This window comes from Paucihalobacter ruber, assembly GCF_006494535.1.
Classification (GTDB): Bacteria; Bacteroidota; Bacteroidia; order Flavobacteriales; family Flavobacteriaceae; genus Paucihalobacter; species Paucihalobacter ruber.
The window spans coordinates 136789-159729 of record NZ_VHIQ01000008.1; the positions used below are offsets into that span (position 1 = coordinate 136789).

At 35.4% G+C, this 22941-nt stretch carries 21 protein-coding genes and 1 other RNA gene; 10 read left to right on the forward strand and 12 right to left on the reverse strand.

Annotation, left to right across the window (positions count from 1 at the left end):
• Window positions 1–36: 36 nt before the first annotated feature.
• Entirely contained in the window at window positions 37–960 is a 924-nt protein-coding gene (locus FJ651_RS15190) for a hypothetical protein (RefSeq protein ID WP_140991608.1), read from the reverse strand.
• Between the two features lie 511 nt (window positions 961–1471).
• On the opposite strand from FJ651_RS15190, the gene FJ651_RS15195 reads away from it, so the two are divergent.
• The gene (locus FJ651_RS15195) at window positions 1472–2740 is read left to right on the forward strand and encodes an NAD(P)/FAD-dependent oxidoreductase (protein ID WP_140991610.1); all 1269 of its coding nucleotides are present in this window, start codon (window positions 1472–1474) and stop codon (window positions 2738–2740) included.
• 101 nt (window positions 2741–2841) lie between these two features.
• On the opposite strand, the gene FJ651_RS15200 is transcribed toward FJ651_RS15195, so the two are convergent.
• Window positions 2842–4317, reverse strand: coding sequence for an aminopeptidase P N-terminal domain-containing protein (locus FJ651_RS15200; protein WP_140991612.1), 1476 nt, complete (start codon window positions 4315–4317; stop codon window positions 2842–2844).
• 186 nt (window positions 4318–4503) lie between these two features.
• Here FJ651_RS15200 and gcvT point away from each other — a divergent pair, with 186 nt between their 5' ends.
• From gcvT to FJ651_RS15230, 6 genes are all read left to right on the forward strand, one after another.
• The gene (gene gcvT / locus FJ651_RS15205) at window positions 4504–5583 is read left to right on the forward strand and encodes a glycine cleavage system aminomethyltransferase GcvT (RefSeq protein WP_140991614.1); all 1080 of its coding nucleotides are present in this window, start codon (window positions 4504–4506) and stop codon (window positions 5581–5583) included.
• A 22-nt stretch (window positions 5584–5605) separates the two neighbouring features.
• Window positions 5606–6436: a sugar nucleotide-binding protein gene (locus tag FJ651_RS15210; RefSeq protein WP_140991616.1), complete on the forward strand. Its 831-nt coding sequence runs from the start codon at window positions 5606–5608 to the stop codon at window positions 6434–6436.
• Between the two features lie 40 nt (window positions 6437–6476).
• A complete protein-coding gene (locus tag FJ651_RS15215; RefSeq protein ID WP_140991618.1) occupies window positions 6477–6767 on the forward strand; it encodes a 4a-hydroxytetrahydrobiopterin dehydratase in 291 nt (96 codons plus the stop codon).
• 47 nt (window positions 6768–6814) lie between these two features.
• The gene (locus FJ651_RS15220; RefSeq protein ID WP_140991620.1) at window positions 6815–7531 is read left to right on the forward strand and encodes a YebC/PmpR family DNA-binding transcriptional regulator; all 717 of its coding nucleotides are present in this window, start codon (window positions 6815–6817) and stop codon (window positions 7529–7531) included.
• A gap of 95 nt (window positions 7532–7626) precedes the next feature.
• Window positions 7627–8097 carry a nuclear transport factor 2 family protein gene (locus FJ651_RS15225; protein ID WP_140991622.1) on the forward strand — a complete coding sequence of 157 codons (471 nt, stop codon included), beginning with the start codon at window positions 7627–7629 and terminating at the stop codon, window positions 8095–8097.
• Between the two features lie 106 nt (window positions 8098–8203).
• The gene (locus FJ651_RS15230; protein ID WP_140991624.1) at window positions 8204–10786 is read left to right on the forward strand and encodes a zinc-dependent metalloprotease; all 2583 of its coding nucleotides are present in this window, start codon (window positions 8204–8206) and stop codon (window positions 10784–10786) included.
• A gap of 140 nt (window positions 10787–10926) precedes the next feature.
• On the opposite strand, the gene FJ651_RS15235 is transcribed toward FJ651_RS15230, so the two are convergent.
• The 6 genes from FJ651_RS15235 to FJ651_RS15260 all read right to left on the reverse strand — a co-directional run bounded on the left by FJ651_RS15235 (window position 10927) and on the right by FJ651_RS15260 (window position 16101).
• A complete protein-coding gene (locus FJ651_RS15235; protein WP_140991626.1) occupies window positions 10927–11475 on the reverse strand; it encodes a 1-acyl-sn-glycerol-3-phosphate acyltransferase in 549 nt (182 codons plus the stop codon).
• A 1-nt stretch (window position 11476) separates the two neighbouring features.
• On the reverse strand, window positions 11477–12559 hold the full coding sequence (locus FJ651_RS15240; protein ID WP_246085383.1) for an iron-containing alcohol dehydrogenase family protein: 1083 nt from the start codon (window positions 12557–12559) through the stop codon (window positions 11477–11479).
• 40 nt (window positions 12560–12599) lie between these two features.
• Complete coding sequence (locus FJ651_RS15245) at window positions 12600–13304, reverse strand: HAD family hydrolase (protein WP_140991628.1); 705 nt, start codon at window positions 13302–13304, stop codon at window positions 12600–12602.
• On the reverse strand, window positions 13305–14042 hold the full coding sequence (gene kdsB, locus FJ651_RS15250) for a 3-deoxy-manno-octulosonate cytidylyltransferase (protein ID WP_140991630.1): 738 nt from the start codon (window positions 14040–14042) through the stop codon (window positions 13305–13307).
• A 61-nt stretch (window positions 14043–14103) separates the two neighbouring features.
• A complete protein-coding gene (locus tag FJ651_RS15255) occupies window positions 14104–14670 on the reverse strand; it encodes a DUF4126 domain-containing protein (protein ID WP_140991632.1) in 567 nt (188 codons plus the stop codon).
• Window positions 14671–14673: 3 nt separating this feature from the next.
• On the reverse strand, window positions 14674–16101 hold the full coding sequence (locus tag FJ651_RS15260) for an ATP-dependent DNA helicase (RefSeq protein WP_140991634.1): 1428 nt from the start codon (window positions 16099–16101) through the stop codon (window positions 14674–14676).
• Between the two features lie 159 nt (window positions 16102–16260).
• Here FJ651_RS15260 and FJ651_RS15265 point away from each other — a divergent pair, with 159 nt between their 5' ends.
• From FJ651_RS15265 to rsmD, 3 genes are read left to right on the forward strand one after another with little or no spacing between them, the layout of a single operon-like run.
• A complete protein-coding gene (locus FJ651_RS15265; RefSeq protein WP_140991636.1) occupies window positions 16261–16989 on the forward strand; it encodes a hypothetical protein in 729 nt (242 codons plus the stop codon).
• Window positions 16937–17794: a DUF3822 family protein gene (locus FJ651_RS15270; RefSeq protein ID WP_140991638.1), complete on the forward strand. Its 858-nt coding sequence runs from the start codon at window positions 16937–16939 to the stop codon at window positions 17792–17794. The genes FJ651_RS15265 and FJ651_RS15270 overlap by 53 nt, the downstream gene beginning before the upstream one ends.
• Window positions 17794–18342 (forward strand): 16S rRNA (guanine(966)-N(2))-methyltransferase RsmD, encoded by a 549-nt coding sequence (gene rsmD / locus FJ651_RS15275; protein WP_140991640.1) that lies wholly within the window; start codon window positions 17794–17796, stop codon window positions 18340–18342. The genes FJ651_RS15270 and rsmD overlap by 1 nt, the downstream gene beginning before the upstream one ends.
• A gap of 33 nt (window positions 18343–18375) precedes the next feature.
• Here the strand turns inward: rsmD and rnpB are convergent.
• From rnpB to FJ651_RS15295, 4 genes are all read right to left on the reverse strand, one after another.
• Window positions 18376–18664, reverse strand: an RNA gene (rnpB, locus tag FJ651_RS15280) — RNase P RNA component class A.
• 115 nt (window positions 18665–18779) lie between these two features.
• Complete coding sequence (locus tag FJ651_RS15285; RefSeq protein WP_140991642.1) at window positions 18780–19973, reverse strand: serine hydrolase; 1194 nt, start codon at window positions 19971–19973, stop codon at window positions 18780–18782.
• A gap of 3 nt (window positions 19974–19976) precedes the next feature.
• Complete coding sequence (locus FJ651_RS15290) at window positions 19977–20690, reverse strand: SDR family oxidoreductase (protein WP_140991644.1); 714 nt, start codon at window positions 20688–20690, stop codon at window positions 19977–19979.
• A 70-nt stretch (window positions 20691–20760) separates the two neighbouring features.
• A complete protein-coding gene (locus FJ651_RS15295; protein WP_216746165.1) occupies window positions 20761–22926 on the reverse strand; it encodes a carbohydrate binding family 9 domain-containing protein in 2166 nt (721 codons plus the stop codon).
• Window positions 22927–22941 lie beyond the last annotated feature (15 nt).

Here is a 22941-nt window from a genome sequence, read left to right on the forward strand (position 1 = left end):
AAACAGCGCTTCTTTCTGGTTATTAAAGATTTATTATCATTCTAAATCACAAGAAATTCTGATATTTGAGTTTTCACCTTTTTTAGATATGTCATTTACTTTAAAGTCAGTAAAAACATTTGCAAATCCCGCATTATTCTGATCGCAATCAGGGACAAAACTTATAGTAAAAGTTATTTCTGTACACGCTTCAATATCACCTGTCCAAGTTAAAACTGTAGGAGAACCTTTTAAGTTTCCAGGATTTACGCTGTATATTTTTCCGTCTAAAGCTTCAAAATCTACAATATGCGGACTTGTAAACTTCACTTCAGCATTCCTTAGGCTTTCTTCACTTATATATGTGAAAGTATAGCTACTATCTTCGTTTTCTGCATAGCTAAAACTCTCTTCACAATTATCACAAACGCCGACTAATTGATAAATTTCCTCAAAAATTATTGGATTACCCAAACCCTTTTGAGTAATTTGAAAAGAGATTTCGTCACAGGCAATCCAATCTACCGGTAAAGCAATTGAATGACTTACAGTGTTAGATTTTTCTACATTTTCGAAAACAACCGTATTTCCGTTTATTGAAATTGTAATCTCGGCATGGGCATTAGATTTTCCGGAAATTATATCATAATTAACAGAAACAACAAAACTGTCCTCAGAATTATAAGCCTCGTAACTTACTTCTTTAGTGTTAATGTTAGCACCACCACCACTAGTGGACGTAGCTACATCTGACATTTTGTAATAGGTATTTGAATCAGGTTCAATACAAACTGATTCGCATTCAACATAATCTAAAAGTTGCGTGCCAAGATCTGTACCTCTAGCAAATAATGGCTCTTGGAACAATAAATTATCGACGCTTTCATAATTTAATAAATCTTCAGTTTGACAAGAAAAAAATGTGCCAGACATTAAAGCACCATAAAAGGAATAACGTAAAACTTGAATAGTTTTTTTCATAATTAGGTTTTTAAAGTTTCTCTACAACATTATTGTTGGCAGAGTTGGGTGACGCAAATGAATATTGAAAATCTCGAGGCTTATCTAAATTTTTGATGAAATACCAAAAAATTTAGATATAAAGAAAATTTAAACAAAAAACAACGATGAAATACTTAGGTTAAGTAAAGAATTCATAATATGATTATTAAGTATTTGCTTGATTCTAGCTCTTTTTTAAACTATCGAATATTCACAAAAAATCTCTCTTGAGACATGGATGATAAAACCATCTGTGAAACATTGAATAGTCTATCTAACTCGATATGGCAATTAAGAAAAGGAAAAATAGATTCAGTTTTCTTGTTATAAAGATTCGAAGGGAAATCAAGAACAAAACAATTGTATTGCTTAAAAATTCAAAAAAATAAAGTCTATTATTTAGGAGTTTCGCAAAAATCATAAATCATAAAACAAAATGCGATTTTAATCAGTAGCCATCATGTAACTTTGTTAATTACATATCTAGATTATGAAAGATAAAAAGGTTATTGTGGTTGTCGGTGGTGGATTTGCCGGTATTGAATTAATTAAACAATTTAAAGGTACAGACCAATACAACATAATACTGGTTGATACCAATAACTACAATTTTTTTCCACCTCTGTTATATCAGGTTTCTGCAGGTTTTATGGAACCTTCTGCCATTAGTTATCCCTTCAGAAAAATATTACGGAACAATAAAAATGCCTTCTTCCGTCTGGGATTATTAACAGAGGTTATGCCACATGAAAATAAAATCATATTAAATAATGGAGAACTGCACTACGACATACTTGTTATGGCTACCGGGGTAGAAACCAACTTTTTTGGCAATAAAAATATTGAAGATAAAAGTTTACCAATGAAAACTATAAGTGATGCTTTATCTTTAAGAAACGTGATTTTCACTCGTTTGGACCGCGCCACACGTACCGAAGATGTACAAAAACGCAAAAGGCTATTAACCTTTGTTATAGCCGGTGCCGGACCAACAGGAGTTGAGCTTTCGGGTATTTTTGCTGAAATGCGATCCAACATCCTTACCAAAGATTATCCTGAATTATCTGAGAACGATTTGGGTGAAATCTATTTAATTGATGGCCAAGATGCCGTGTTGGCTTCCATGTCCAAAAATTCGCAAACCTACACGCACAATAAACTTAAAAAACTAGGGGTGAATATTATATTGAATACCTTGGTTAAAGATTTTAAAAATGATACCGTTTATTTATCTAATGGTATAGAAATAGCAACCAGAAACTTAATTTGGGCCGCAGGAATTTCAGCTAAAAAATTTAAGGGATTCTCACCAGAAAGTTATGGCAGAGGTAACCGATTAAAAACTAATTCTTATAACTTAGTTGAAGGCTATAATAACATCTATGCCTTGGGTGATTGTGCCTTAGTTTCGGGAGATGAAAACTTTCCAGATGGTCATCCCCAATTGGCCCAAGCCGCATTGCAACAAGCAAGAAGATTGGCCGAAAATCTATCTTCTAACCCAGAACAGTGGAAACCATTTAAATATAAAGATTTAGGATCAATGGCAATTATAGGAAGAAATAAGGCTGTTGTTGACTTTCCTAAACACAAGTATTTTTTAAAAGGGTTTATTGCTTGGCTTATTTGGATTTTTGTACACATTATGGGACTGGTTAATTTCAGGAATAAACTCCGCACACTTTATAACTGGTTAGGATATTACATCAATAAAGACCAGTCTTTTAGAATGATTATTAAACCAACTGAAAGGAAATAGTTTAACCAATCACAAAATAGCACAAGTACTTTAGGTGATTAATATTCTGATTTAAGATTGAAATTTGAACGGTTGGGACTCCTGCTTTCGTAGGAGTTTGGTTAATCTAAATCAGGCAACAAAAACCCATCTAAAACACTCTTTTCTTTCATAAGCGCTTCAATATCTTCAGATTTTCTTGGTGCTTCCGCAGACAAGTTTACAGGGCCGTTTTTTGTTATCAAAATATCATCTTCAATTCTAACTGCAATGCCCCACCATTTTTCATCACAATCACTGCCAATAGGAATGTAAATTCCGGGTTCAACGGTTAGCACCATGTTTTCTTCAAAATTCTGGTACAATCCGGGATCGTGAACATCCAAACCAATGTGATGAGAAGTTCCGTGAGGAAAGTAAATTCTTGCTTCTCGCGCACTTTTAACGATGCCTAACTTTATAAGTCCTTCGGTAATAACTTGTCTGGCGGCTCGGTCGGGTTCGTTAAAACTGTTTCCTATAACACAGGTGGCAATTCCGGCTTCCTGGGCTTTATAAACCAAATCGTAAATTAGTTTTTGCTCGGTATTAAACTTTCCGGTAGAAGGAATGGTTCTGGTAACATCGGCGGTGTACCCACGATATTCTGCACCTAAATCCATCAGTACTAAGTCGCCTTCAACACTTGTTTTAGAATTTTCTATATAATGCAGTACACAGCCGTTATTTCCTCCACCAACAATACTTGGATATCCTTCGTATTCACTTCCGTATTTTTTATACACAAATTCATGAATACCCTGAATTTCGGTCTCACTCATATCTGGTTTCATGGCTTTCATGACTTCGCGTTGTCCTTGAGCTGATATACGAATGGCTTTTTTAAGCAGCGCCAATTCCTCTTCAGTTTTTATTTCTCGTAAAGACGCCATGTAAGTTAAAATACTTTTGGTATTAATATTGGCTCTTTGATTAATGGTGCCTTGTTGTTTTAACTCGATATTGGAATTTTCGGTTTGTGTTTGACTATCGATATTATAACCAACCTGATTTTTAAATGTTGCTATTAAATCGTATAAATCTGCACGATCTCTGGTATTTCGATAATCGTCAAAAAAATCTTTAAACAACACTTGATCAAATTTCATAAAATCGATGCCATTGTCTAAAAAATCTTTTCCATTAAAAACCGTCTCAAATTTTAGTTGTTCTTTTGCCCCATCAACACCCAATCGTTCACCTGTCCACTGCTCCATTCTTGGGTTTTTCTCCTGCACATAAAGCATTTCATTGAATGTATTACCATCTTTATCAGTTTGGCTTTCAGAAAAAATTAATAATACAGCGTGCGGTTCCCTATATCCGCTTAAGTAATAAAAATCAGGATCCTGATGGTAGATATATTCAACATCGTTCGCGCGGTTTCTTACGGGATTTGCAAAAAATACGGCAACGCTATTTTCAGGCATTTTTGCGCGCAAAGCATCGCGACGGCTTTTGTGAAATTCAGCCGATAAATAATCGGTTGGTTTCAGGTTTTGTGCCGACAACAAACCACTGATAAATATTACAAAAAGCAGGTATATTTTAAAATTCATAACACTATAGTTTTGAATTCGAAAAGTAACAATTTAATGCAATATGACCGTTTATATTTTGAAAATTAACAATATTTTATTGGACCTAGATTCTCATTAAACCAGATAATTTTCGATACTTTTGCCTGAATTTTACAACAAAGGAATTTATTCAGCCAAACTTTTAATTAATATCTAAGATTCAGCATGAAAAATACAGCACTTACACAAACACATATGGGCTTAGGCGCTAAAATGGTACCATTTGCAGGATTCAATATGCCCGTGCAATACGAAGGTGTTAACGCCGAGCACGAAACGGTAAGAAACGGTGTTGGTGTGTTTGATGTAAGTCATATGGGAGAATTTTTAATTGAAGGTCCAAATGCTTTAGAACTGATCCAAAAAGTATCCAGTAATGATGCATCGGTATTAACTATTGGGAAAGCCCAATACAGCTGTCTACCGAATGATGAAGCCGGTATTGTTGACGATCTCATTATATACCGCGTTAAAGAAGATACCTATTTATTGGTTGTTAATGCCAGTAATATTGAAAAAGACTGGAACTGGATTAGCTCAAAAAACACCATGGGCGCTACCATGCGTAATCTTTCGGATGACTACTCTTTATTAGCCATACAGGGTCCAAAAGCTGTTGAAGCCATGCAAAGCCTGAGCAGTCACGATTTATCAGCCATTAAATTTTACAATTTTATAGTGGGCGATTTTGCAGGTATCGAGCACGTTATTATTTCGGCAACAGGTTACACCGGCAGTGGCGGATTTGAAATTTACTGTAAAAACTCTGAAGTTCAGCAAATATGGGATCGCGTTTTTGAAGCTGGTGCTTCGTACGGAATCAAACCTATTGGTTTGGCAGCGAGAGATACCTTAAGATTAGAAATGGGTTATTGCTTATACGGCAATGACATCGACGATACTACTACGCCATTAGAGGCAGGTTTGGCTTGGGTTGTTAAATTCACCAAAGATTTTAATGCTTCGACTATTTTACAAAAGCAAAAAGAAGCAGGAGTTACCAAAAAGCTCGTTGCTTTTGAATTAGACGACAAAGGTGTTCCAAGACATGACTATGAAATTTTAGATCTCGATGGCAATGTTATTGGTAAAGTGACTTCCGGCACCATGTCGCCTTCGCTTAAAAAGGGTATCGGGTTAGGTTATGTAACGATTAATCACAGTGCCGTTGGAAGTAAAATAGCCATTCAAATAAGAAAAAATGCCATTCCGGCCACGGTCATCAAACTTCCGTTTTATAAATAAAGTATAGCAGGCCGATGGATTTATGAAGCAGGACGACAAAAAACATCAAATATTAATTTTAGGTGGTAGCGGTTTTTTAGGAAACGCTATTTACAGGGAATTGGCGCCGTTTTTTAGAACTTTTGCAACTTATCAAACACCAAACAAAGCATTTGAAAGCAACCGTCATTTCTTTCAATATAAAATGGAAGAAGACGATGTTATTGAAATCATTGAAGCCTGCAAGCCCAGTATTATTATTTCGGCTTTAAGGGGCGATTTTCATCTTCAAACCATTATTCATGAGCACATTGCACAATATGTTTTAAATAATAATTGTAAATTGATTTTTATCTCATCGGCCAATGTTTTTGATGCCTACAGTAAATTTCCAAGTTATGAGTTAGACAAAACCTTAAGTAACAGTATTTACGGTCATTTCAAAATTAAAATAGAAAATATGTTGTTGCGGCTTCCAAAGAAAAAAGTAGCTATTATCAGGCTACCAATGGTCTTTGGTGTACAATGCCCCAGAATTAAAGAAATGCTAGATTTGATTAAAAATAATGAAGCCATTGAGGTATTCCCCAATCTAGTTATGAATGTTACCTTAGACACCAAGGTAACTCAGCAAATTCATTACATCATTAATAGAGATAAATGCGGTATTTACCATTTAGGAAGTGCTGATTTGGTACACCACGACGATTTTATAAAAGAACTATCCGCCAAACTTTTTTTGAGTCAGCCAACATTCAAAAGAGTGTACACCACCAATGAAGAAAGATACCTGGCAGTATTACCAAAATACAATTTGTTACCCAAGCACCTTCAAATCACCAGCGATAAAGTGATTGAAGAATTAAGTAAGTAAGTCTTTTTGTGTAACTTTAACAAATTAAAAAACAGAAATTATGAAAAAATTATCTCAAGATCAAATAGAAGAAAAATTAAATGCTTATCCTGATTGGGAATATTGCGACGACGCCATTCACGCCGAATTTGAATTTGAAAACTTTAAAGATTGCTTTAGCGCCATGAGCCGTATTGCTTTTGAATGTGAAGCTCAAAATCACCACCCCGAATGGAAAAATGTCTACAATAAATTATTCATTTCTCTGTCAACACATGATGCCGGAGGCGTTACCGAAAAAGACTTTAAATTATTAAAAGCCATTGAGCAGATTGTTGAAGTTGAAGATTAAAAATTTAAAGTATTTTTTTACTTTTGAACGCCGAAAAATAAAGCACTATGGGAAGAGCATTTGAATTTAGAAAAGCACGTAAAATGAAGCGATGGGCTGCTATGAGTAAAGCCTTTACTCGCATTGGTAAAGACATTGTAATGGCGGTTAAGGAAGGTGGTCCTGATCCCGACGGAAATGCCAGATTACGCGCAGTAATTCAAAATGCCAAGTCGGTTAACATGCCTAAAGAAAATGTAGAACGCGCCATCAAACGTGCTTCCGATAAAAATCAAGGCGATTATAAAGAAGTACTTTTTGAAGGTTATGCACCACACGGTATCGCCATTTTAGTTGAAACTGCCACCGATAACAATACCAGAACAGTAGCTAATATAAGAAGCTATTTCAATAAGTGCGATGGTAGTTTGGGCACCTCAGGTTCTGTGGTTTTCATGTTCGATCACACTTGCAATTTCAGAATCAATGCAGAAGGCATCGATCCGGAAGAATTAGAATTAGAAATGATTGATTTTGGTGCTGAAGAAGTATTTGCCGATGATGATGGCATTCTTATTTACGCACCGTTTGAAAGCTATGGCGCTATACAAACCGAATTAGAGAGACGTAGTATTGAAATTTTATCATCTGGCTTTGAGCGCATTCCACAGGTCACCAAAAAATTAACACCCGATGAAATGGTCGATGTTGAAAAACTATTGGAGAAAATTGAAGAGGACGATGATGTGCAAAATGTATACCATACCATGGACGAAGGTGAATAAAACCAGCTTATTAAATCTAAATATTTAGAGGGCTTCTGCCCTCTTTTTTTATTTTATATCTTTTATTTTCTTAAATTTAAACGTTGTTTATTGCCATGTCTGAAACAAAAATTATTAATCAATTTTATACGGCCTTTAAGAATCTAGATGCCGAAGCTATGGTTACCTGTTATCATGACGAGGTTACGTTTGAAGACCCTGCATTTGGTAAACTTCACGGCGAGAACGCTAAAAATATGTGGCGTATGTTGTGCAAATCGCAGCAAGGAAAAGACTTTAAAATAAACTTTAGCAGTATTCAATTTGAAAACAATATTGGTACGGCCAATTGGGAAGCCTTTTATACCTTTAGTAAAACAGGGAGAAAAGTTCACAATAAAATTAAAGCTAATTTTTTATTTCAGGACGGTAAAATCATCAAACACACCGACAGTTTTTCACTCCATGCTTGGGCCAGTCAAGCATTAGGTATTAAAGGCTTTGCACTTGGGTGGTTACCTTTTTTTAAATCAAAATTTCAAGTGCAAACCAATAAACTTCTTCAAAAATTTGAAGCTGATTTGTAGCAATTTCGCACTTCAACATTTAACATTTAATTATTGAGTTGGCTTTTTAAGAAATTGTAATTTACCACCTTCAAAAAATCACCTGTTAAACACCATATTATAACAAATGAACACACACACAATTTTTAGTCGGTTAATATTGTTAACTTTTGTTGCAATTTTACTCTTACCGCAAGACGCTTTTTCGCAAAAAAAGAGTAAAAAGAAAAAAGATGCTGCCACTGAAGTAGCTGCGCCTAAAAAACCTGAAGGGAAAAGCATTTCTGAACTGGTTAAAAAACACGATAAAATTGAAGGCCTTTTTACTATTTATCAAGACACCGTTAGCGGCAGCCTCCAAATTTTAATCTCTGAGGATCATTTAGGTAAAGAATTTATTCACTTTCACCAAATTGCCGACGGCGTTTTAGATGCGGGCGCGTTTAGAGGTTCTTATCGCGGCTCCAGAATTTTTAAGGTCGAAAAATATTTCGATAAAATTGAATTCATATTGCAAAACACCTCGTTTTATTTTGATCCTGAAAATCCTATTTCTAGAGCAAAAGAAGCCAATACCAGTGGCGGTATTATTGCGAGCTTAAAAATTGAAGCGCATGACAAAGACAAAGGTTTGTATCTATTAAAAGCCGATGATTTATTTACTCAGGAAACTTTCGCGCAAATCAAACCACCAAGATTCCCCGGGGCTTCTCCGGTATCATTTAGTTTGGGTAACCTTGATAAAAACAAAACAAAGGTTAATGCCATACGAAACTATCCTGAAAATACAGATGTTGCTATTGAATATGTTTATTCAAGTCCGTCTGTTCTAAACGGTGGTTCTAATGCTGTTACCGATGGCAGAAATGTAAGTATTAAAGTATATCACAGCTTGATTTCAATGCCTGAAGACGATTATCAGCCTTTGTTAGACGATCCGAGAGTGGGTTATTTTACCACACAGGTAACTGATCAAACAGCCACCAATTCAGTACCTTATCGGGATTTGGTACATCGTTGGAAGTTGGTAAAAAAAGATCCTGATGCCGCTATTTCAGAACCGGTTGAACCTATTGTTTGGTGGATGGAAAACACCACGCCTTTAGAGTGGAGAGAAACCATAAAAAATGCTGTTTTAGAGTGGAATAAAGCCTTTGAAAAAGCCGGATTTAGAAATGCGGTAGTCGTTAACATGCAACCCGATGATGCCGACTGGGATGCTGGCGACATTAGATATAATGTATTGCGCTGGACCTCATCACCGCAAGCACCTTTTGGAGGTTACGGACCTTCTTTTGTAAACCCAAGAACCGGACAGATTTTAGGTGCTGATATTATGTTAGAATTTGTGCATTTTACCAACAGAGTTTTATATGATAAACTCTTTGATTTAAGTACAAGCGCAAGCTATGAAAACGATTTTGAAAGTAACAGCGAACATGCCTTCTGCTCGGCAGGACATATTATGCATGAGAATACCATGTTTGGCCAAGCTTTATTGGCTGTTGCAAGCAACAACGACCTCGAAATGGAGCGCATGAAAAAAGAAGCCATGATAGCCTTATTAATGCACGAAGTTGGCCATACCTTGGGCTTAAATCACAACATGAAAGCGAGTCAGGTTTATAGCATAGAGCAATTGTCTGATCCTAATTTTATTGAAGGTAAAGCCTTGACCGGATCGGTAATGGATTATGCAGATATTAATATTACCAGAGACCGAAGTAAACAAGGTCAATATTATGATACATCGGTTGGACCGTATGATGTTTGGGCTATTCAATTTGGTTATACACCATTTAAAAGCGAGACCGAAAAAGAATCCTTGCTAAGTCAATCAACCAAACCAGAATTAATTTTTGGAAATGATGCTGATGACATGCGTTCTCCCGGTAAAGCCATAGATCCTAGGGTTATGGTTGGTGACCTTTCTAGTGACGCTATAGGCTATGCCATAGAACGTATTAAAACAGTCAACGATTATTTACCGACAGTTAAAGATAAATTCTCAAATGACGGAGAATCCTATCAGGAATTAAGACGTGTTTACTATTTATTAACCGGGCAATACGCCAATGCTACTAACGTTATCTCAAGATATATCGGCGGTGTTTATGTTGACCGGGCCATGGTTGGTCAGGAAGGCGCCACTCAACCGTATACACCTGTTAGTTTGGTGGACCAGAAACGCGCTATGGCAGCATTAAGCAATTACGCGTTTTCTCCAGATGCCTACAAAACTCCGAGCGATTTGTATAACTACCTGGCAATGCAAAGACGTGGATTTAATTTCTCGTCCGGAACAGAAGACCCAAAAATTCACGATCAGGTTTTAAACTATCAAAAAAATGTATTAAATCATTTGTTACATCCAAATACGGTTCAAAGAATATCAGATTCTGAGCTATATGGCAATCAGTATAGTTTAAGCGACTTTATGACAGACTTGAATACAGCTATTTTTAAAGCTGACATTTCAGGTAATGTGAATTCTTTCCGTCAAAACTTACAGGTTGAATATACAACAATGCTAATTGGAGCCCTTACAGGAAATCAGGCATCACGTTACTCTAACGCAGCGAAATCAATGTGTTTATACAATTTAAACAATATTAAGTCAATGCTTAATACCACAGGAAATGTGTCTTCAAGAGCTCATAAACAGCATTTAAGAACATTAATTGATAACGCCCTAAAGGAAATTAAGTAATCAATTATCCGAATAAAAATAAAAAAGAGGTTGCCTAATGGTAACCTCTTTTATTTTAGTGTTTCTTTTTAGGGACTTAGGGCTTAAGTTTACTTTATGTTTCACTATCTCCTAATAAATGTCAAATATGATGCCAAAGTCTAAGAATATTCAGGTATTTTTCCCTTAACATCTTTGTAAAAATTCCTTATAAATTTAAAATCGGCTTCTTGATTATCGGTTGGATAAAAAGGCGCTGATATGTTGTTTTGCTTGTACTCAAAATCGAGCGTAAACATAATTATTGGCACATTGGCCTGCTTAGCTATATGATAAAATCCGGTACGCCATTTGTCTACTTTTTTTCTTGTACCTTCAGGCGCCAAAGTAAGCCTAAATTCGTCCCTTTCATTAAAAATATCCACTATAGAACTTACCAAATCTTGGCGTTCTTTTCGGTTAACCGGTACGCCACCAATAGACCTGAAATAATAACCAAATGGCCATTTAAACAACTCGGCTTTACCAATAAAATTGGTTTTAACACCCAATATTTTTCTTAGCAATAAACCTATATAAAAGTCGTGCCAACTGGTGTGCGGTGCAGCGATGATAACTGCCTTTTTAATAGTATCTTTCGAAAAGTTTGTATTGCCAACTATTTTCCAACCTAAAATTTTAAAATAGATAAATCTAGCCAACCATCTCATATTACATTAATTGGTATAATGACTTTAGTTTTTTAGGTGTCATGATTTGATCCCATTTTTTACCCAATGCGTTTTCCCAGAGCGGCTTTAAACTTAAAGCAACCTTAATCATAATATCATATTCTTCATCGGTGAGATTGGCGCAAATATTTTTTGGCAACTGAATGTTATTAAGTTGTTTCATTTCTTTAAAAAGCGCCACACCTTCAGGATAAAATTCTTCCAAATGATCAAAAACAATACAATTTCCAACGCCGTGTTTAACGCCGAGTAAAAATGAAAGTCCGTAACTCATTGCGTGTGCTACACCTACCTGAGAGTAAGCAATACTCATACCGCCATGCCATGATGCCATCATGAGTTGTTCTTGCTTTTCTTCTTCAGAAAAACTAGTATCCAAAAACACATTTTTACAAAGCTCCAGTGCTTTTTCACCATAACTTTTACTAAAAGCATTTAAATAAGTGCCTTGAAGCGATTCTATACAATGAATATAGCAATCCATACCAGTATAAAACCATTGTTGTTTAGGAACATCTTTTGTTAAATCAGGATCTAAAATAACCTGATCAAAAGGTGTGTAATCTGAATTGATGCCCAATTTCTTTTCAGGACCGGTTAAAACCGTAGTTCTCGACACTTCAGCACCGGTACCTGATATGGTTGGAATACCCACGTGGTAAACGGCGGGATTTTTTACCAAGTCCCAACCTTGGTAATCTTTGGCTTCGCCTTCATTGGTGAGCATGATTGATACGGCCTTCGACAAGTCTAACAATGTGCCGCCGCCAATACCTATAATTCCTGATGGTTTATCTTGATGACTTAATATGATTTGTTCAACCAATTCATCAACCTGAGAGGTTTTGGGTTCTTCGTTTGCAGAGATATAGATAATTTCATCGTTGTAAGACAAGGGGATTCTTGATGTAAGCCAAGAATTTCCTTTAAAAACTTCGTCAACAAGATAGATAAATGGTGCTTTGGTATTGACGCGTTTGCTTTCAACGATTTCGGGTAATTGATTGAAGCTGCCACGTCCGTAAACAACTCTGGAAACCATTGGATAATTTTTAAAACTCATCTATATATTTTTATTTAGCACTTACAATGGCTGTTTTAAATTAATTTAATAACGGAATTACTTCCTTTAAAGAATTTAAAGTAAAAAATGCCTTGCCGTTAGTTTCCTGTTCGGTTACCTGTTCATGCAACCAAGTGGTATGAAACGGAATATGAATGGCATTTCCTTTTAGTTCTACTATTGGCAATATATCTGACTTCAGCGAATTTCCTATCATTAAAAACTCTGAAGGCTTAATATCCAAATGGTTTAATAAGGCCGAGTAGTTTTCGGTTTGTTTATCGCTTAGCACTTCGATATGATGAAAATAATGCGATAAATTAGATTTTTCAAGCTTTCGTTCCTGATCAAGCAAGTCGCCTTTGGTCACTAAAATCAACTTATATTTATGCTCTAATGCTTCTAGAACTTCTTTAACACCGTCGAGCAATTCAACAGGTTTGTCGAGCATTTCTTTTCCAATATTAATAATGTCTTCTATTACCTTATTGCTAACGGTATAGTTTGATAACTGCAAGGCCATTTCAACCATACTCAAAACAAATCCTTTGATACCATAACCGTAGAGTGGCAGATTTTTTATTTCAAGTTGAAATAATTCCTGATCAATTTTATTAGGCGTTTCAAATTGCGACAACATATGCGCAAACCTCGATTCTGCCTCTCTAAAATAAGTTTCGTTAACCCATAAGGTATCATCGGCATCAAAACCTATTACTTTAATATGTTTTAAATTGGCTGCCAATTATTTTAAATTTTTAATTAGTTGTTTAGCGCGTTCTAAATCTTGTGGTGTATCTATTTCAACACCTTCAACAGTAGTTTCAACCATTTTTATGCGCTTGCCATATTCCAGGTATCTGATACATTCAATTTTTTCGGTGGCTTCTAAAAATTGCATTGGTAAATTATAAAAATCTAATAAGGCTTGCTTTCTAAAAGCGTATATGCCTTTGTGTTTAAAATAACGCACACCGGCTTCTTTATCACGTGGATATGGAATAGGACTTCGTGAAAAATAAAGTGCAAAATTATTTTGATCTACAATAACCTTAACTGTATTAGGATTGCTTATTTCTTCCCAATCGTGTATTTCAACCATAAGCGAAGCTAAATCAATTTCCTTTTTGACATCTGTATTAAAAACTTCTAGAACCTTTTGAAGGCTTTCCTTTTCGGTAAAGGGTTCGTCTCCTTGAACATTAACTACAATATCAACGTCTAAATGTTCAACTGCCTCGGCTATGCGGTCGCTGCCCGATTGGTGTTCTTTTTTACTCATAATGGCTTTGCCACCATTTGAAACTATCTCCTTGTAAATAATATCACTATCGGTTACTACAAATACGTCGTCAAATAAGCCCGTGTTGATTGTAGCCTGATAAGTTCTTAAAATCACTGTTTTACCATCTAAATCCTGCATAAGTTTAGCGGGAAATCTGGAAGCACCGTAACGCGCCGGAATCATTGAAATGACTTTCATTTGCTGACTTTAAGGTTTATGGCTAAATATTGTTTTCAAAAATAAAATAATAGTAGAACATTTAGCGCTTCTTTGTAATCTTTTTATAGAGTTTAAAAATGGCATAAAGAATAAAAATGACAAGAACAAAAGCCACTACAGGAAAAAGTATGGCAATAACCGAAAGCGAGGTAGCTATTATGTTTTCGACACTTGAGACCAAATTATTTCCAAAACCTGCGGTTGATACTGTTGATGTTAATCTGGTAGCTCCCGATGAACTTTTAATAAGTGATGCAGTTCCACCGCCTGCTATAATGGCTAAAGTCCAAGTAAAAACCGGATTTAAATCTGTAACAGTCGATACCATAATAAGTGTTCCTGCGATAGTTGCCAATGGAATGGCAATAGAATCTAATGCATTATCAATTAAAGGTATATAATACGAAACTATTTCTACTATGGTCGCAACACCAAACAACACAAGTGCCGTTGTGCTTCCAACCCATTGCCAGGAATCATTAAGGTCCCAAACGCCAACATAAGATGCCAGACTTAAGGCAAATAATGGCACAAATACTCTAAAACCAACCGATGCTGCCAGACCAATACCAAGGCAAATACTTATAAATGTTTCGAAAGTTACCATAAGCTAAACTTGAAAAAAATCATCTTTAAAACCAATTAAATATAACTGTTCTTTTGCTCTGGTGCAAGCGGTATACAACCAGCGAATGTAATCTTTATCGACACCATTGGCCAAATAAGGCTGTTCTACAAAAACCGTATGCCATTGACCACCTTGAGATTTATGACAGGTAATTGCATACGAAAATTTAACTTGCAAAGCATTAAAGTATTTGTTGTTTTTAACACCCATAAACCTCTTATAATTAGAGCTTTCATTAGCGTAATCTAAAGCAACCTCATTGTAAAGTTTGTTGCCGTCTTCGTAAGAAAGCGATGGAGTTTCGGCGTCTATTGTATCTAAAAGTAATACGGTTTCAAACGGCTTCATCCTTGGGTAATCAACCATTCGTACTTTCACTTCGGCAAATTTAAATCCGTACAATTCTTTAAAATTGAAAATTTCAAGTACTTCAATAATATCGCCGTTGGCTATGAAACCGGCTTCTGATGAAGGACTCACCCAAAAGTAATTGTTTTTAACTACCATCAAGTAATCGCCCGAGCTCAATTCATCTTCATTAAGTAAAATTCGGCTTCTAATTTGTTTATTGTACAAGTTGGCACGTTTATTACTGCGAACAATCATAGCGGTTTCTTCATAACCATTATTGCTATAGGCATCGTTGATGGCATCCATAATTTCGTAACCATCAATTAATCGCACCATGTCTTTAAATCCGCTTAGGTTGAATTTAAAATCAAAATCTTCAAATGCCAGCGCTTCTCTTAAAATTGTGGCATTTTCTAAAATTCCGGAATTCAGTTGTTGCCTAACTACTTCGTCTAATTCAACCGTTTCAACTTCTTTATTATAATTAAGACTCAATTTATCTTGGTCTAATGCCGGACTCAAATCAGAATTAACCGGTGGCAACTGAGCTGTATCGCCTATAAAAACCAATTTACATTGAAAACCTGAGTATACATACTGTATAAGGTCATCTAATAGTGATCCATTTTCAAAAAACTTGGACTCGGCCGGCGTATCGGGAATCATAGAAGCCTCATCTACGATAAAAATGGTATTGCGATGCTTATTGGGCTGCATCACAAATTTTACGCCTCCACTTTTTTCTTTTTTAGGAAAATAAATACGTTTGTGAATGGTAAATGCTTCCATACCTGCGTAATTAGAAATTACTTTGGCGGCCCTACCGGTTGGCGCTAATAACACGGCGCTTTTTTTTGCTTTCCATAAATTTGAAACAAATGTGGCTATAATACTTGTTTTTCCTGTACCTGCGTATCCTTTGAGAACTAATATTTTATTGTTGGTTTTAGTGAAAATAAAGTTTGAAAACATCCGTAAAGCGGCGTCTTGTTTTCCAGTGGTTTCAAAAGGAAATGTTTTTTTTAGTTCTAAATAATATTGTGTAGGTTCTGTAATCATAAAAATTGAATGAAAAGCAAGATACTATTAAATAGTTAATTAAGATGAATATAATTTGAGCTACTTTATTTTTTCTAGGTTTTTTATTTCAATGGTTTTCACGAACGAAAAAAAATTGTAGATTTGTCACTATCCTAATGATAATCTAAAAAAATAAACATGTTAAATATTATTATTGCCGTAGTTGCCGTAGTGTTATTAACCATTGGCATAGTATGGGTTATTGACAAATTTTTACCTAAAAAAGCAAAACCATTTTTAATTATTGCCCTATGGGTATTAATTGCCTTCCTGGGGTACAAAACTTTTATGTCTGTTTATGGAGAAATAGAGTTTAACAAACTTAAAGAAAGACGTTACGTTAAGGTTATTGAAAAGTTAATTGACGTGAGAAACGCACAGGTAGCGCATAAAGTAGTAACCGGAAAGTTCACCGATAATTTTGACAATCTTGTAAAATTTATTGACACTGCTCAATATACCATTACCCAACGAAGAGATACCACGGTTGTAGATGCAGAACTTACTAAGCGATATGGAGGTGTTGAAACCACCAGAACCTATGTTGTAGTTGATACGCTTGGATCTGTCTCGGTTAAGGATTCTTTATTTAAAACGAGTGACCGTTATAAAACCATGATGAATGTGCCTTTCGCACCTGAAGGAACCAAATTTAATTTACAGTCAGGCTTGCTTGAAGGTATTCCAGTTTTTGAGGCGTCAATTGAAAAGAAAAAAATCTTACATGATCAAGATCCATATCTCATTAAAAAAGAAGAACAAGTAGTTTCAGTTGATGGGGTTAATGGTCCAACACTAAAAGTAGGTTCTATGGATGAAGTTAATACCAATGGTAACTGGCCTAAAAACTACTCAAAAGAACAGTAATTTGACTACCAACTATAAAAAAGAATTGTCCATTCAGGTAAATTTGAATGGACTTTCTTTTTGTGTTTTTAACCGAAGTGAAAATAGTATTGAACATTTAAGTCTTTTTCATTTTGAGAAAAAGGAAAATCCGTCAGTTCTTCTACAAAACATTCAAAAACATTTAGCTTCAAATACAGCCTTTTCTGATAGTTTTGATCAAGTTACCTTACTCTACCAAAACGATTTAGCCACATTGGTACCATTAGAATTATTTAATCCGGCGAATGCCGCCGATTATCTAAAATTTAATAGCAAAATATTAAAGTTGGATGTTATTGAATTCGATGAAATTAGGAGTAATAAAAGCGTAATTATTTATGTTCCACTCATGAATATCAACAACTACATTTTTGAAACTTTTGGCGAATTTACCTTTAAACACACTGCTGCTGTATTAATTGAAACCTTGTTAAACCAAGAAAATGATGCCAATCCGAAGGTATATATCAACATGAATTTTGCACATTTTGAAATGTTGGTTTTAAAAAATCAGGGCTTGGAATTCTATAACTATTTTGAATTTTCAAGTCCGGAAGATTTTATTTATTACGTGTTATTTACTTTTGAACAGTTAGGATTGAATCCGGAGGACATTCCGGTTTACTTTACAGGTGAAATTTCTGATGAAAGTGAATGTTACAAAATGGCATTTACCTACATAAGACATTTACATTTTTTAAATCCGAATTACAAATTTAGGTTTGATTCCAATATTGAATCCACCCAAGCTCATCGGCATTTTACCATTTTAAACAGCTTTTAATGCGAATTATTTCAGGAGAATTTAAAGGACGAAGAATTACAGCACCAAAGCAATTGCCTGTTAGGCCAACGACCGATATAGCCAAAGAGTCGCTGTTTAACATTTTAAATAACCATTACTACTTTGACGAAATAACCGTACTAGATTTGTTTGCCGGCACAGGAAATATTAGTTATGAATTTGCATCGCGCGGCTGTGAAAGTGTTACCGCAGTAGATGCCGATTACGGGTGTGTGAAATTTATCAATGCAACCGCAGCAGATTTTGAAATGCCTATAGATGTTATAAAAGCAGATGTGTTTAAGTTTTTAAAACAGCATAAGCAATCTTATACCTTGATTTTTGCCGATCCGCCATATGATTTTTCTGATATTCAATTTGCTGAAATTATTAAGCTTGTATTTGACAATAATTTACTTGATGACAACGGGATGTTAGTAATTGAACACTCAAAGCATACCAATTTATCGATACTACCCAATTTTAGTTTTTTAAAAAATTACGGTGGCAGTACCTTTAGTTTCTTCGAGAATAATAAGCAATTATAAATAAACAAAGTCCGCACTTAGGCGGACCTGTTTAAGTTGAGTGAATCTATAAGCCGAATTCTGTATCACGCCTGGGCGTAACCCTTATCATTTATCTAAGCTGCCTACCCATCAACATTGGGCGTGCCACCCTTAAAAGTTGACCTACATGGCATTGCACCGCATAGAGTTTACCTGATTTCACTACAGCATTACCTGTACATTCTTTCTGTTGCACTATTCCTAACCTCACGGTTGGTGGCCGTTAGCCACTATGCCGCACTATGGTGTTCGGACTTTCCTCCAAATCCTCGCGAAAGCGGGGATCTCGTAACAAAACTTTACAGTTTTAATTACAAGATGCCCAATCGAGTTGGGCATTCAGCGATAAGGCGATTTACTCGTTGCAAAGTTAATTGAAATAATCTAAATTAATATTAAACAAATTATTAAAACTATCACTGTTTTTTAGACAATTCATATTCGTAAATTAGGCGTCCTAACTTAGCCAAAAACGGAATACCAATACTTTCGTATTCATAAGTATCGTCGTTAAATATCCCATTTTCGTTAACATGAATCATAGCAGTAAGAAAAAATACAACCCCATGTTTTGTATCTTTAATGTAAGCACAATCAGTGGCATATCCATAGCCATATCCAACTTTGTTGAAGACTTTAATATGACTTGGTAACGCCTTATCGTCATCACCTATCATGAAAAATTTCACATAATTATCGGGATATAAATTCTGGTCTAAATAGAATTCATAATCCTTGGGATAAGCAGAAAGTGTGCTTTTTAAAAAAGTATAATCATCTTCACTCAATATAAATCGCTCAGATTTTTTAAACTTTTCAGGATAAAATAACCGCATTAAAATAGCTTCCATATCAGCAATATGAATATAATTTTTTTCAGAAAAATCAAACGAGTCAGATATTAATTGTCCGTTACTATCAATATAACCCTTACCCTTTTTTGAATTACTAATATTATGTTTAAAAACAGAACTTTTTTTTGAAGACTGTTGAAAAATTATCGAATCGTTCTCTAAAAAAGATAGCGAATTGGTATATCGATTTTCATCTAAATTAAAACCACTTACAGCCAAACGATGATTAATTACAGAACCGTTTGAAAAAATACCTTTTTCGCGCAGTTTATCATTGATATAATCAACCCCTAGAAATTCATAAAGCCTGTTGTAAGGATCATTTTCGCTCACTACCAAACTTTTTTCAATATAACGTTTAATATTTGGGCGCTGGCTATGGGTAGTTGAATCAACTTTGCTTTCGGTTTGTAATTCACGGGATGCATGCGTAATTAAATCGGTTTCTGAATTTAAGGACGGATATATTTGCTTTAATTCATTCAGACGTTCTAAAGCCAAAATAGCCACCGGTAACTTAACTACACTGGCAGGATAAAAATATTGATCTTCAGATACCTTAAAGTTATGGGTTGTGAAACTACCATCTGATGTATTAACCGAAGTATACCTAATTTGAACTTGATATTTATTGTTATGTGCTATTTCAAATAGCCAATCGTCTGTATTTAAAATCTTTTTAATGGAGTTTTTTTCTTTACACGAAATAAATAAAGTGCTAATTAAAACTGATAATATGACAGAAATAGCCCTCAATTTCTATTTTTTCCCTGGGTTGGTAGGTCTAATCTCAATTTTACTCGGTAAAGCATTAGCCGGCATTTTTAATAAATCTACTACCAGTTGACCGATATCTTCCGGTTGAATTTTCCAGGCATCTTCAGCACTTGGAGTATGATTATTAAAATGAGAAGATACTGAACCTGGCATGATGGTAGTGACTTTTACATCGTAATTTCTTAAATCCAGCATGGCAGCTTGTGTAAATCCTACCAAACCAAACTTAGAGGCATTGTAACCGCTGCCATTGGCAAAAAAGTTGGTGCCTGCTAAACTGGCAATACTTATATAATAACCTTTGCTTTGCTTGAGCGCTCTTACACCGGCTTTTAAAGTGTAAAAAGCGCCCGTTAGATTGGTGTCTATCATGGCATTCCAATCGGATATACTCATGTCTTCTACAGATTTAAATATTCCTAATCCTGCATTGGCTATCACAACATCTAACTGACCAAATTTTTCTAAGGCTTGTTCGATGGCATGTACTTCGTCATCGTAATTTCGAACATCCGAAACTACTCCTAAAACTTGATCTTTATAATTACTAAGTTCCTTTACGGCAGCATCAACACCTTCCTGAGTTCTACCGGTAATTATCACACGCATTCCGGATTTTAATAATTGTTTTGCGATTCCAAAACCAATTCCTTTAGTACTTCCCGTAATGTAGGCTACTTTATTTTTAAGTGACATGATTAATTTTTTAAGTAAGGTAAAGATAATACCTTTTGTTTTCAACTAAAAATTTAGGTGTTTTAACTTTCTAAAACCGGATGGTATAAGACAGCTTCACATTGGTTCTTGTTTCGGCGGTGATTAATCTGTCATTATCAAAAGACCTATTCCAATTATGGTTATAAACCACATATATGGTATTTCCTGGTTTAATTACCCAAGTAAATCTATTATTGGTTGCCAGCAACTCGGTAACATTATCATATTGTACATTAAAATTTAAGGATACCCAAGGCGAAAAATCATAAGCAGTAATCATTCTAAAAATTTGTGTGTTAAACGAGCCCTCATCTAATTTGACTTGACTATTTATCCAACTACCATTAATATTTAAACCGGTAAAAGGTCTTAGAAAAAGAGATAATTCGTAATCATCGCGAACACCTGTCCAAAACCCGTAATGACTAAAATTAAAATTACCGCCAATACGGCGAAATGGCGCACTGTTAAAAGATAATCTATAGCCTTGATTATAATACTCTCCAATCGGGATTACAAATCTTCCATCCCGTAAAATATCAAAGTCAAAATCTAGATATTCGTAATTGTTTAAATACTGAGCAGTAAAAATATCGCCGCTTTCAAAACGCAAGCCCAAAAGTTGAATTCTATGATTGACCGTGGCCGGACTAAAGTCCATATTCATTAAATACTCAAAAAAATAAGAAAAACTAATTTCACGAAATAATTGACTTTTTTCTATCAGCGGTGCATAGGTAATGGTTGGTTGCAATCTCTTAAATCCCACACGAGGAGCGAAACCAACTGCAGGATCGTAGTTTATACCAAATTCTCTGTAAGACATATGTCCAGACCAGGGTTGATTTGGAAAGTTGATCCGAAAACCACGAGTAGATCTGTCAAACGCACTCGAATTATCTTCAAAATCTGTGGGTGTATGCATTACCAGAAAGGCCTGAAACTGCAAATTTTTATTTCCCATAAACCGTGAGGTATTCAACTCAATATCAGCACCAAAGGTTTGTCTTACGGGAGAATCTGCACCATCAGTATCTCTGCGAGTATAAATGGCACCAACAGTACTTTCGCTCGAGATACTTTGAAGCACACGACCAACTGTGAAATTTTCGCCGGGCTGATCGCCTTCTTCGCCGGTTCTTACTTGTAAGAAATAAAGGTCGGTTCGATTGACGCGTCCGTTTAATCTGGCACCCCATTTAATAGGAATGGCATTGCCATCTTGCAAACCTATTCTTCTGCTAAAGTATGGATTTACAAAGCTTGAAGTGGCAAATAAATAATTAGATGAACCCTCAAGAAAAAAAGCTCGTCTTTCAGGAAATACAAGCGGGAATCTCGTTAAATTAACTTGCCTGTCATCAACTTCGGTTTCTGCGAAATCGGTATTGATGCTTACAGCTGCTCTTAAATTTGAAGTAATACTGTAGTTAATTTCACCACCGGTGGTAAAAGACAAATCGTCAACATCATCGTTTTTCCTCTTGACATGTGTCATTAAGGCATACGGAATAAACTCTAATCCTACACCTTGCGATAAACCTCTTAACCCTGTTAGCGAACCGGCATTTTGAGGACGTAATACGCCTTGATTTCTCAAGTGTCCTGACCATAAGGTTTCTTCGTTTTTTCTTCTAATAGTGCGCTGGAAATTGATACCCCAGGTTTCGTTATTGGGATTAAAATTAAGAGTCATTAAAGGGATTCTTATTTCGGCCGACCAACCAAAGTCTCCTTGTTTTACCCACGCACGCCAAATACCGTCCCAAGCAATATTTAAGCTGGATCCTTGACCGGTGCGTATTAAACCATCTCGCATTAATCCGGCAGGATTAATTTCAAAATAATAAGCGCTTCGCTGATCGTTGTAGGTGTCTAAAATAAAAACAAAACGGTCGTCGGTATTGAGCGGCTGGTCTCGTCTTCGCTGAAAAGCTTTAATTTGAGAAGGATCTGAATCGTATAAAACAACACCGATGTATAGATTCTGTTTATCATAACTCACCTTTACAACCGTTTGTTCTGAAGCATTGGCACCTTCTACCGGCTCTTGTTGTAAAAAATTAGCGGCTGCAGGAATCATTTCCCAAAACGATTCTGATAAATATCCGTCCAATTCTATGGTATCAACATCTTGTAAACGGTATGCTTCAATAGATTTTCGTTCTAACGAATTTTGAGCTATAACCGTTATATTAAAAATTATACAAAACAAAAGAAATAATAGATG